This is a genomic window from Candidatus Arthromitus sp. SFB-mouse-Japan, from assembly GCF_000270205.1.
Classification (GTDB): Bacteria; Bacillota; Clostridia; order Clostridiales; family Clostridiaceae; genus Dwaynesavagella.
The window spans coordinates 246634-258975 of sequence record NC_015913.1; the positions used below are offsets into that span (position 1 = coordinate 246634).

Below are 12342 nucleotides of genomic sequence, written 5' to 3' on the forward strand. Positions count from 1 at the left end.
AAATTTATTAACAATGATAATAGAATTGTGGAGATAAATTACTATGGGAAAGTATAATTTGAAATTATTTAATAGTGATATAAAGAGTTGTAGAGTTTCAAATAGTGACATTAAGAGTGAAGATATTACGGTATTACATCCTTTTATTCAGATCAAACAAAATAATATTTGTATTTCATATAAAGAATATGATTTGAAAATGTGTGGCTTTTTATATATAGATAAGATTGAAATATATAAAGGTTCTTATTTTATTTGTGGTAGGGACAATATTTCAAATTATTATACTGAATTTCCATATTTTTCGTCAGACGGTATATATGAAATAAGAACTATGTTTTCGAATCATGATAATACAGTTAGTAGATGTGTTATTAGTTCTTTTGAGTTTTTTGGATTTAAGAGAGAGATTGAATGTGATAATCTTAATTTAAATTTAATTCATCAAGGTAAAAATTTAAATATAAGTTTACCTAAAAGAATTGGTCACATTGATTTATCAAATATAGTTTTGCCAGATGTACATATTTTTGATTCGAATGATCTAGAGATTAAAAATTTTGTTTCTAAATTACAGGTAAAAAATAATGAGATTGAGATTTTAATTTTGGATGTATTTAATGTCAATAATGTAAACAGGCTTGTACCAAATGAGGTTTATACTTTTAAAATAAGTACTATTGGGGGAGAAATATATTCCTCCTTTTCTTTTGAATATGAAAATTTAAATGTAGAATTATTTAATTTTGTAGAAGATATTTATTTTGAGGTGTTATCAAAGGGAAAATTTGGATTATTAGCTCTTAAGGTATTTATTAAACTAAGTAATTTAATCGATATAGATAATTATGAATATATGATATGTAATGTGTGGGGTAAGTTTCTGTATTTTAAGTCGTCAGATGGGGAAAGAAATGATACTTTAGTATTTGAATGCTTGATTAAAGAGGAGAAGGGATACTTTGAATTAAATATATTTAATGGAAGTAAGTTAAATAAAATAATTTTTAATTATGATTTTTCTAGTGAGGAAAATTATTTCATAAGTGAGAGAAGATGTGGACATGTCGAGTATATAGAGAAGGATAAGAATAAGTATGATTTTTTATTTAAAAGTGAATGTGATTATTTAGATGGAGCACCTAAGTTTTTTAAGTTTCAAAATATTGGGGAAGAGCCAACAAATAATTATATAGAAGGAGTTAAATTAAATGATTGCGAATTTTTATTTAAAGAGATTAATTTTTTAAATAAGTTTAGCGAGGTTTACGTTTTAGATTTTGGAGGATCTATAGCTCAGTTATTTGTTATATCTAATTCTATAGGTATTAAATTTATGAGATTCGATTGTGTGTGTAGGTTTGATAATACAAAGATATTTTTAGATATACTTAATGATAATTTTATTCATGGTAAAGGGCTATTTAAAAACGGGCGAGAAGAGGTATTTGATATACAACATGGGAGTGTTGAACTTAGAGTACATAATAAACTGGATAACCAATTTATATATCTTAAGTGTTACGATAAAGATAATAAAGTTTATCGTTCAACGTTAAGTTTTTACAATAATGAGAGAAAGGCCTTTATAAATAATTCAATTATTGAGAATGCTTATTTAAGTTCATCAAATGAATTGTTCATTATGAGTAAGAGTTTATTTAACGATTTTAAAAGTGATTTTGATGCTATGATCATCTCAAAAAATGGTGAGATAATAAGCTCTGTAAATATAAGTGGTGATGAGAATTTCAAGATATGTTTTAAGGACATAAATATAAGGAAAAGTGATTTATATTATTTGAGAGTAAAAGGTGGCGATAGGTTTAAGGTTTATTCTATGTTTATAAAACCTTTAATTCCTAAATGGAGTATTTATGTAGGCGATTTAAATAATAAAGGTATGGATCTTTTTGTGACTAGCTTTTCGGAAGAGTTTACACTAAGTATGAGTTTATTTATTATTTTTTATGGAAAGAGATATATGATTATAGAAGGAAATTGTACTTTTTATTCCTGTAGTTTTAAAGAGAAGTTTCTTCACAAATTTTTAGTTAAGGGTAATGAGTATTTGTTTTGTTTCAAATTGGGTAAAGATAGATATTATGATGTACATTTTACATATTTAGGAGATGATGGGGAGGAGTATATTTACGATCTTAATCATGAAATTGATATATAATTTTAAAAAGCAAATAAGGGGACTGTTTAGCCCCTTATTTATTTTTTGAGAAGAGGGGTTTTATAAATTTTAAATTATAATTTTTGCTATTTGGATATCTTGATTTAATATCTACTTTAACTGATTTAATTAATATGCTTTTTTTGTGAGTAAAAGTGTCAAATGAATATCTGCCATGATAAGCACCTATTCCACTATTTTTCAATCCACCAAATGGTAGATTATTTTCACAAACATGAACGATAGTGTCGTTTATACATCCACCTCCAAATGGAACGTTTAAGAATCTATTTATTATGGTTTTATTAGTTGTAAATAAATAGAGTGCAAGGGGAGGAGGGGTGCATTTTAATGAATATATAATATCATCTAAAATATCATAAGTTTTAATTTGAAGTATTGGACCGAAAATTTCGCATGGGATGATTTCATTTTTATCTATAATAGTTGGAGCGATTTTTAATTTTTCTTTAGAACTTTCACCTCCAAATATTATGTTGTCTCTATGATTTTCAAGTATTTTAATCAATCTCATAAAATGAGGTTCATTTATGATTTTTGAATAATGTTTAAAATTTAGAGGATCTTCAGAGTAAAAATGTTCTATATAAAATATAATTTTGCGTATAAATTCATCTTTAATTTTGTGATTTATATATATTATATCTGGAGCTAGACATGTTTGACCAGAATTTAGGAATTTTCCATGTACAATTCTTTTGCATGAAACATCTATTTTGCAATCATCATGTACGATACAAGGATTTTTACCTCCAAGTTCAAGTGTTATGGGTATTAAATTTTTCGATGATTTTTCATAGATTAATTTTCCGAAATTTGGATTTCCTGTTCCGAATATGTAATCAAAGTTTAAATCTAAAAGTTCATTTAGTTCATTTTCATCACCATATGTAGAGAAAATATAGCATTTTTCAAATATTTCTCTAAGTATTTTTTCTATTAATTTGTTTGTGTTATGGCTAAGAGGATGAAGTTTTAATATACAAGTGTTACCTGATGCTATTGCACCTATAAGTGGCATGAGCGAGAGATATAGAGGGTAGTTCCAGCATGATATTATTAGACATACTCCGTAAGGTTTTTTATATATGTAAGCCTTGCTTTTAAAATTAATAAAAGAAGTTTTAACTTTTTTTGGCTTTGATAGAGAACGAAGATTTTTAATGAAGTAGTTTATTTCATTTAAACAATGGGAGAATTCTGATATAAATGCATCTTCTTTTGATTTGCCGAGATCTTCATACAGTGCTGTGTAAATTTCATTTTCATTTTTTAATAATTCTTTTTTTAGTTTTATAAGGTTTACCATTCTAAAATTTATTGGGAGTGTTGCTTCTTCATTAAAGAACTCTTTTTGGCTGTAGAAAATACTTTTTATACTCATAATATCCTCCATTTTTGCAATATACCTTAATTTTAAATTAAATGAATAAAAATTAAAAGATTTTGTTTTTGGAATAATTGGAACTAATTTAGAGGAAACTACAATAAAAATTTTAGTTAATGATTAGGAGATGTTATGGATAAGATTATAATTAAGTTTTTATTATTTTTTACGATCTTATTTGGAATTATGAGTCATAAGGTCTATGCAAATGATGGTATGGTGATAGATGATTCTTTAGAGGAAATTCTTTATAGGTTTGATCAGATAAATGAAAATGGTGATGTGATTTATGATAAAAAATCTCCTATAATGGTTGATGGTAAGAAGATAAAACTAAAGAAGATATATGATTCAAATAAGGAGATGTTTAGGGGAACTTGGATAGCTACTATATCTAACATAAATTTTCCAAGCAGAAGAGATATGACTTTTGATGAACTTAAGGATGAATTTGATTTTATGCTTAATAGAGTTAAGGAGCTTAATTTGAATGCAATTTTTTTCCAGGTAAGCCCAGAACTTGATGCTTTTTATGAATCATCTTTTAGGCCGTGGTCTAAGTATCTCTCAGGAGAGCAGGGTAAGTCACCTTCTTATATAAGTGAGGGAAAGGATTTTTTAAAGTATGCAATTAATGAAACTAGAAAAAGAGGAATTGAGTTTCATGCATGGTTTAATCCTTATAGGGTTACGAAAGATCCTCTTATTAATAATACAAAAGAGGAGATATTAGAGACTTTACATAAAAATAATTTTGCAAGGCTTAATAAGGATTTGGTTTATTTATTTCAGGGTAAATTGTTTTTAGATCCAGGAAGATATGAGGTTATTGAGTTTGTTAAAAACACGATTCATGAATTTATAACTAAGTATGATGTTGATGGAATACATTTTGATGATTATTTCTATCCTTATGGATCTCAAAATATAAAGGGCGTTAATTATAAATTCGGAGATATGAATGAAGATTTAAAAACATTCAATGAAAATAATAGAGGAATAACTGATATAAAGGACTGGAGAAGAGATAATATAAGTATTTTAATAAAAGAGATTTCATCTATAATAAATCACCATAATTACATGAATGGTAAATCTGTTCAGTGGGGAGTATCTCCTTTTGGCATATATGCACATAAAGGTGAAGAAATTAAAGATGGAGTGAAGACTGGAAATTTATTAAATGGATCTAATACTCCACATGGATCATTATCTAGTTATAGAGATATTTATGTAGATACATTGAGATGGATAAATAATAATTTTATAGATTATGTAATCCCCCAGATATATTGGACCTTTGGTAAAGATGAGGCACCATATGAAGAACTTATAAATTTTTGGAGTGAGGCTGTTAAAAATAAAAGGTGTCAATTGTATATAGGTCATGGGAATTATTGTGTAAGAGAAGTAAAGGGTGATAAAAATTGGAATAATCCTTATGAGATAATTAATCAAATTAAATTTAATTCCAATTATGATGAAATATTAGGTAGTGTTTTTTTTAGTATTAAGGATTTATATAAGAGATTAGATTTCCCAGATAAAAGGGAAGGAGTATATAGAAAATATATAAATTTATTGGAGAGAGATATACTTAAGTTTAAGGCTATTGTACCCAGCAAGCCTTGGCTTGATTTTAAAACTACATTCGAAGTTTCAGATCTTCGTGTATTAAGAAGTGATGAGAATAAACATTATTTATTTTTCAAAGATAAGATATCAAATGATAGCAAATTTTATATAGTATATGGTTTTGAGAGTGAAGATAAGATTGATTTAAAAGATAGCAAGAATATATTAGGAATTTATGGCAGAGATTATACTAAGGAATCCCAGCATATTGTAATTGATAATTTGAAAGATAGTATTAAGATTTTTGTTGTAACTGTTCAAGATGAATCTGGTATTGAGAGTAGTGGAGTTAAATATACATTTGGAATTTAATAGAGAATAATTTATAAATACATGATAAAATATAAATTGAATCATTAAAGATATATGGAGGGATAAAATGAAAACTATAGTAGTTAAAAATTCGGATGAAGCATGCAAGAAAGCAAGTGATATAATATGTTCTGTAGTAAGAGATAATAAAAATGCATTGCTTGGATTGGCAACAGGTGGAACAGCAGAGGGTGTATATAAATATATTGTTGAAGAGTTTAAAAATGGAAAGATAGATTTATCAAATGTTAAAACTATTAATTTAGATGAGTATGTTGGAATAGGGGGGGATCATCCTCAAAGTTATAGAAGGTATATGGATGATCACTTTTTTAATCATGTTAATATAAATAAGGAAAATACATATGTTCCGATTACAACTGGGGACATAGATAGGGAACTTTTAAATATTAAAGAGATAATAGATGGAAATGGTGGAACGGATATACAGTTACTAGGGGTTGGTAGAAATGGTCATATTGCATTTAATGAACCAGGGGAGTGTTTAAATGCAAGTGCCAGTATTGTTGATTTAAATGAGGATACCATAAGAGCAAATTCTAGATATTTTTCTAATATAGATGAGGTTCCTAAGAAAGCTTTAAGCCTTGGAATAGGGGATATACTAAAATCTAAAAAGATAATTTTATTGGCTTTTGGAAGTGAAAAAGCTAATGCAATTAGAGAACTTTTAAGTAATGATTTTATTACAACTAAGGTTCCATGTACCTTATTAAAGGCTCATAATGATGTAACTATAATTATTGATGAAGCTCTATCAGAAAAGCTTTAGATTTATTTTAATTAAAATAGGTTTAAACTTTTTAAAAATGTAAATAATTAACATATACAATATTTGTTGGGGGTTTAAAAATGTTTTTATCATTATTTACAGATAGAGAAAGAGATTTATTTTATGCTTTATCTCTTCATTTAATTGAGAGTGATGGTATTATAACAGGGGAAGAGAAGACTATGCTCGAAGGTTTTAAGCTTGAGAGCGGTAGAGAGCTTGAGAGAATACAGGGAACTCCTAATGAGATTATAAGTGAGTTGAGTTTAAGTAGTGATAAGATTAAAAATTGCATATTGCTCGAGCTTATATATGTAGCTCTTGCAGATAACAATTATACAGAGAATGAGAAATCGATAATTTCTAAAGTAGTTAGTGAATTCGATATATGTGAGGATAAGTTTAGAGAGATTTTTGATTGGGTTATAAACTTAAAAGGAATGTATTCAAAGATACTTGAGCTAGTTATGTAAGGTAGTTTTTTAACTACCTATTTTTATTTTTTAGTTTATTTTAACAAAAAAAATAAATGCTTACTCATAAATTACTAAAATTTGAGCAAAATAGAATTAAGATGAAATGAATGAAAAAATATATATTATAAAAAATTCAGATTTGGAGGAATAACTATGAGTAATTTGAGTTTAAATAAGATTACTGTATCGTTATTGTTAATTTTGACATTTAGTCTAAAGACGGTTATAGGAGCAAAAGCTGTAGAGGTTTTTAATAATGAATCATTAGAAGAGTCAGGAAATTTTATATTTAAAGAGTTAGATGAGGTTAAGGATATATACAGTGATATATTAGTTGATAGAATAACTAATGATAAGAATGTAATAAGTGGTAAAACATTTAAAAATTCTATAGTAAAGTTTAACATAAATAATGTTGAGTATGTTTCAAATACTGATGATGAAGGAAACTTTGTTGTTTTGGTTGAAGAAGGGTTACTTGTTGATGTTGATCAAATACGTGTTAAGGTGTGTGATTATCTAGATAATGAGTTATCTAATTTATCTTTAGTCGTTCACGATATACTACCTCCTATTGATCCAAAGATTAATGGATTAGTTAATAATTCAGATATTATGGTTAGTGGTAGTGGTGAGCCAAATTCTATTGTAAAATTACTTATTGGTGATAGGGAATTTTTAGGATACATATCAAATGATGGGAATTTTGAAATAGAGGTTGGAGATTCTTTAAGAAATGTTGATAAGTTAAGATTGATTTCATATGATTATTTTAATAATTATTCCAATATGATTGAAAAAAGTGTGGAAGATGTTATATCACCAGATAGACCTAGTATAACAAATGTTGATTGTATTAATAGTTTTGTTTATGGAAATGGTGAAGCTAATTGTGAGGTTGTAGTTAGTTTTGATGGAAAGACTTATAAATCATATATAGATGAAAATGGGTATTTTTATGTTCAAGATGATGAAGGACTACTTGAAAATACTGAGCATATAAAAGTTCGAGTTGTTGATTTAAGTGGTAATAGTTCTGAGGAAGTATTTTTTGGAATAGAGAAGCAAAATGTTGGAGCGATAACGTTAAGGAGTTTAGATCCAGATAATAATGTTATAAAAGATGCTATGATAAGATTAAATGGAGCTGATGATTATTTGTATAATAATGAAGATAGAGTATTTAATTTAAATAGTGAAGGCAATCTTATGATAGAAGATATACCTTTTGGTGACTATGAACTTTTAATAAGGTATAGAACGATCAATAATAAATTAGAAGAAAATCTTCTTAGTATAAGTTTAAATGAAGAAAATTCTGATATAGAAATTTTAATTGATTAAGTTTTTAGTTTAGGGAAGTGGATAAATGAAGATATTTAAGATATGGCTTATCTTTAGTATTATTTTTATAATATCTGTAATTCCTTTAAATGCCACTTATGCTTGTGAAGAAAATAATGTTAGAGAACATAATATTTATACTATGGATGATGAGTATGTTTATAGGTTATCTGAAGATGGTATAGAGATTATAAAGATAAATAATTATGAAGATATGTATTTTGATTATAGATTAGATGAATATAAAATGAAAAATAGTAAGATCTATGTTTATAATAATAGATTATTTATTAGTGGAATTGAAAATGATGAAGACAAATCTTATATAAAGATATGTGTGTATGATATTTATGATAAAAAAAATCCTATTAAAATGAATGATTTTAAACTTGAAGGATATGAGTATTTATTTAAATATGATGATAATGGGAGTATTTATTTAGTAATTCAACAAACAGAGAGTAATATTCAGATTGTTTCTATAGATTTAAATAAAACAGAGGTAGATTTAAATATAGATTGTTTTGAAGGTGGAGAAATTAATTTTATATACTTATCAGAAAACGATCTATATGTTATTTGTAATGATGATATGATTGATAGATATTTTACAACGATACATAAATTTAATATAAATAGAAGTGAGTTTAAATATATAAACAAAATTTCATTTGATGGGATTATATACAATGATAAATTTATACATAAGTATGATGGTAATTTAAGAGTACTTGCAACATGTGAAAATTCAAAAAATAAAGTATATATTTTAGATAGAGATTTTACTTATGTAAATTTTATAGATGTTATACTTGACAATAAAAATATAAATAGTGTGTATTTTGATGGAGAATTATGTTATATATCTGGATTTTTAAAGGATGGATATTTTTCAATTTATAATTTAAATTACAGCAATCCAAACTATATGGGTAGTATAAAATTGACATCTTCTTTTAATTATATATATAAATTGAGTGATGATAAGTTCGTAGTTGTTGGTAATGAGCATAGAGCAGATACATATAAAAATATGCAAAGTGATAAAGTATTTGAGGTAATTAAAAACACAGGTATAAAAATTAATTTAATAGATGTTTCAGATAAGAATAGCCCTAAAATATTTGATGAGTATTTTATAAAGGGGAAGGAAGCTTATTTATCAGAATTTTTAGATGAAGGGAAGATGTTATTTTCTAAGGATAAAAACCTATTAGCATTTACATTAGATATGGGTGATAATAGTATAGATATGGATATAAATACTGCTATGGAAGTTAATTCAGATATTTTAATTCCTAACTGTGATAAATTATTTACAGGTGTATATGTTTTTGATTTGGATGACAAAGAGGGTATTGGTTTAAAATTTATAATAGAATCCAATGATAACTTATTTAAAGATAAGAGTATAGAGGGTATAAGTATACATAAAGATAGTATATTTATATTTTCAGATGACTACTTTGAAGTTTTTGATTTAGATGGGAAATTATTAGGAGAATATACATTCAAAAAAGAGGAAACAAGATAATTGTTTCCTCTAATTATTTTTACCTTCATTTATTATGTTTTGAACATAGTTTGGTAAAACAAAACTTGCTTTATGGAGTTTAGTATTATAATAATTTGTTTTGATATTATTTGAATTCCATTTAGAAATATCATCATTTATTGGATTTATAGATTTCGATGCAAATCCAAATAACCAATGACCAGATGGGTAAGTTGGAATGAATGATTGATAATATTTAAGTATTGGGAAAATTTTATTAATTTTTGATGCGGATCTTTTAAGTTCTTTTATATTAAATGGATAATAAGGACTCTCACTTTGATTTACAAGAATACCATCATCTTTTAGAATTCTATAGCAATTATTGTAGAAATTTAAACTAAATAATCCTTCACCAGGTCCTATTGGGTCTGTTGAATCGACTATTATTAAGTCGTATGATTTATCGTTAGAATTTTCAACGAATGTTATTCCATCTTGAAATAACAAATTAACCCTAGAATCTCTTTTAAGTGATTGAGAAACATTTGGGAAGAATTCAAGAGAAACATTTACAACTTCTTCATCTATTTCAACCATGGTAATAGAACTAATATTTTTATATCTACATAGTTCTCTAACTGTGCCACCATCACCAGCCCCAATAACAAGAACATCTTTAATATTAGGATTACTAGCCATTGGAGTATGAACTATCATTTCGTGGTATATAAACTCGTCTTTTTCAGTTATCATCATTATATCATCGATAACTAAATAATTCCCAAATAATTTATTATTATAAACGTCTATAGTTTGAAATTTACTTTTTTTGTGACAAAGATGTTTATCGATTTTATATGATATTTTAACATCATCATCGTATTTTTCTGTGAACCAAGTCATTATAAAAACCTCCTAAGCATTAGGTTTATGGAATATAGTATCAGCATTAAAATTTCCATGTTTGGCTATCTTTTGAGTAAGGCCTCTAGGAATTTCTGTAGATTCGCTTATATCAGCTAAGAGCTTTTTTTCTAAATAATCAAAACCAACCCATGGATCTATAGTTCCACAAGTAAACAAATCAACAGCTGCATAACCATATTCAGGCCATGTATGGATTGTTAAGTGAGACTCAGAGATTATAACTGCGCCACTTACGCCATAAGGGTTAAAATGATGAAAGCAACTTTCAACTATTGTAGCCCCCATTTTAATAGCAGATTCTTTCATGTAAGTCTCAATAAGTTTTGGATCTTTTAAAATTTCATTATTACAATTATAATATTCAACTAAAATATGACGACCTAATGCATTAATAGTATGCACTTTACACCCTCCCTCAGAGATACAAAAGTTTACTTAATAAATATATAAAGTTTAGTATAATTAAACTTTATATCATAAAAATTTAAGCCACTATAATATCTAATTAAGCTCAATTAAATACAATAATGACTTATATAAATTATTTAGAAATGACAATATATTAAACTTTAACTTGCAATATATCTAACTTAAAATATATAATAAATTTATTTCATAGTCAATAAAAAAATAAACTATTTGTTACAAAGTTAGTGAATTTATTTTCATTATATATAATTTATTATTTTTACATTTAAAACATTATAGCATAGGGAGAAAGTTTAATATGAATGATGATAGAGGTAGTATAGTTTCTCACTGTGAGAGTCATATGCCGATTGGAGCGAAGAAAAGTGTTAAGGAAATTGAGCAGAGTATCATAAAGAGGTATAGAAAAAGAATATGGACTAAATTTACGAAAGCGATAAATGATTATAATTTGGTAGAAGATGGAGATAGAATTGCGATTGCTATATCTGGAGGAAAAGATTCGCTTCTACTTGCAAAATTATTTCAAGAGCTTAAGAGACATGGTAGAAATAATTTTGAGTTAGAGTTTATAACAATGGACCCTGGATATCACAAACATATACGTATTTTATTGGAAGAAAATTGTAGACATTTAGAGATACCACTTAAGATATTTGATTCAGATGTGTTTACTGTTGTGGATAAGATAGCAAGAGATTATCCATGTTATATGTGTGCACGTATGAGAAGAGGGTTCTTATATGCAAAGGCTAAGGAACTTAATTGTAATAAACTTGCACTTGGACATCATTTTAATGATGTAATAGAAACAACACTTTTAAATGTGTTTTACTCGGGTAATTTTAAGACGATGTTACCAAAGTTAGAAGCGGATAATTTTAAAGATATAGAATTAATTAGACCAATGTACTATATAGAGGAGCAATCTATAATTACATTTATAAAAAATTCTGGTTTGATGGCACTTAACTGTGCTTGTATGGTATCAGCTAAGCGTATAGGTAGTAAAAGATATGAAATAAAAGATTTGATATCTAATATGAAGAAAAGTTATAAGCATGTAGATAAATCTATATTTGCAGCAGCTCAAAATGTAAATATGGACTCTATACTTGGGTGGATTAAAGATGGTAAAAATATTTCTTATTTAGATAGGTATGGTAAAAAATAAAGTAGAAACTAAAAATTTGTATTATTTTTAATAATAATTTCATTTAAATTTATTCTAATGTTATTATATAATAAGGTGTATGTTTATTATTAAGTATTGCAATATATTAGAGATTGAAATAATTTGTAAATTCAAAAAATAAATTAAATAAATTTTTAAAAATT

The 12342-nt window shown here is 26.2% G+C and carries 10 protein-coding genes; 7 read left to right on the forward strand and 3 right to left on the reverse strand.

What is annotated here, in order from left to right; genetic code table 11:
• The first annotated feature begins 43 nt into the window (after positions 1-43).
• Positions 44-2182 (forward strand): hypothetical protein, encoded by a 2139-nt coding sequence (locus tag SFBM_RS01200; RefSeq protein ID WP_005807313.1) that lies wholly within the window; start codon positions 44-46, stop codon positions 2180-2182.
• A gap of 34 nt (positions 2183-2216) precedes the next feature.
• Here SFBM_RS01200 and SFBM_RS01205 read toward each other — a convergent pair whose 3' ends face one another.
• The gene (locus SFBM_RS01205) at positions 2217-3587 is read right to left on the reverse strand and encodes an aldehyde dehydrogenase family protein (RefSeq protein WP_007440235.1); all 1371 of its coding nucleotides are present in this window, start codon (positions 3585-3587) and stop codon (positions 2217-2219) included.
• A gap of 135 nt (positions 3588-3722) precedes the next feature.
• Between SFBM_RS01205 and SFBM_RS01210 the strand changes: the two genes are divergently transcribed.
• The 5 genes from SFBM_RS01210 to SFBM_RS01230 all read left to right on the forward strand — a co-directional run bounded on the left by SFBM_RS01210 (position 3723) and on the right by SFBM_RS01230 (position 9684).
• Entirely contained in the window at positions 3723-5537 is a 1815-nt protein-coding gene (locus tag SFBM_RS01210) for a glycoside hydrolase family 10 protein (protein WP_005807308.1), read from the forward strand.
• 67 nt (positions 5538-5604) lie between these two features.
• Positions 5605-6330, forward strand: coding sequence for a glucosamine-6-phosphate deaminase (nagB, locus tag SFBM_RS01215; RefSeq protein ID WP_014017822.1), 726 nt, complete (start codon positions 5605-5607; stop codon positions 6328-6330).
• Between the two features lie 80 nt (positions 6331-6410).
• Complete coding sequence (locus tag SFBM_RS01220; protein WP_005807305.1) at positions 6411-6803, forward strand: hypothetical protein; 393 nt, start codon at positions 6411-6413, stop codon at positions 6801-6803.
• A gap of 156 nt (positions 6804-6959) precedes the next feature.
• Positions 6960-8150 (forward strand): hypothetical protein, encoded by a 1191-nt coding sequence (locus SFBM_RS01225; RefSeq protein WP_014017823.1) that lies wholly within the window; start codon positions 6960-6962, stop codon positions 8148-8150.
• A 25-nt stretch (positions 8151-8175) separates the two neighbouring features.
• Entirely contained in the window at positions 8176-9684 is a 1509-nt protein-coding gene (locus tag SFBM_RS01230) for a beta-propeller domain-containing protein (protein ID WP_005807299.1), read from the forward strand.
• Positions 9685-9693: 9 nt separating this feature from the next.
• On the opposite strand, the gene speE is transcribed toward SFBM_RS01230, so the two are convergent.
• Positions 9694-10551, reverse strand: a complete 858-nt coding sequence (speE, locus tag SFBM_RS01235) for a polyamine aminopropyltransferase (RefSeq protein WP_005807297.1) — start codon at positions 10549-10551, stop codon at positions 9694-9696.
• A gap of 12 nt (positions 10552-10563) precedes the next feature.
• Positions 10564-10968, reverse strand: a complete 405-nt coding sequence (gene speD, locus SFBM_RS01240) for an adenosylmethionine decarboxylase (protein WP_278214749.1) — start codon at positions 10966-10968, stop codon at positions 10564-10566.
• Between the two features lie 334 nt (positions 10969-11302).
• Here speD and SFBM_RS01245 point away from each other — a divergent pair, with 334 nt between their 5' ends.
• The gene (locus SFBM_RS01245) at positions 11303-12178 is read left to right on the forward strand and encodes a tRNA 2-thiocytidine(32) synthetase TtcA (RefSeq protein WP_005807293.1); all 876 of its coding nucleotides are present in this window, start codon (positions 11303-11305) and stop codon (positions 12176-12178) included.
• Positions 12179-12342: the final 164 nt, after the last annotated feature.

Excerpts from the sequence above, each read along its gene's own strand:
- SFBM_RS01200 (WP_005807313.1), top strand. The coding sequence starts at position 44 with ATGGGAAAGTATAATTTGAAATTATTTAATAGTGATATAAAGAGTTGT.
- SFBM_RS01225 (WP_014017823.1), top strand. The coding sequence starts at position 6,960 with ATGAGTAATTTGAGTTTAAATAAGATTACTGTATCGTTATTGTTAATT.
- SFBM_RS01205 (WP_007440235.1), bottom strand. The coding sequence starts at position 3,587 with ATGAGTATAAAAAGTATTTTCTACAGCCAAAAAGAGTTCTTTAATGAA.
- SFBM_RS01210 (WP_005807308.1), top strand. The coding sequence starts at position 3,723 with ATGGATAAGATTATAATTAAGTTTTTATTATTTTTTACGATCTTATTT.
- SFBM_RS01220 (WP_005807305.1), top strand. The coding sequence starts at position 6,411 with ATGTTTTTATCATTATTTACAGATAGAGAAAGAGATTTATTTTATGCT.
- SFBM_RS01245 (WP_005807293.1), top strand. The coding sequence starts at position 11,303 with ATGAATGATGATAGAGGTAGTATAGTTTCTCACTGTGAGAGTCATATG.
- speE (WP_005807297.1), bottom strand. The coding sequence starts at position 10,551 with ATGACTTGGTTCACAGAAAAATACGATGATGATGTTAAAATATCATAT.
- SFBM_RS01230 (WP_005807299.1), top strand. The coding sequence starts at position 8,176 with ATGAAGATATTTAAGATATGGCTTATCTTTAGTATTATTTTTATAATA.
- nagB (WP_014017822.1), top strand. The coding sequence starts at position 5,605 with ATGAAAACTATAGTAGTTAAAAATTCGGATGAAGCATGCAAGAAAGCA.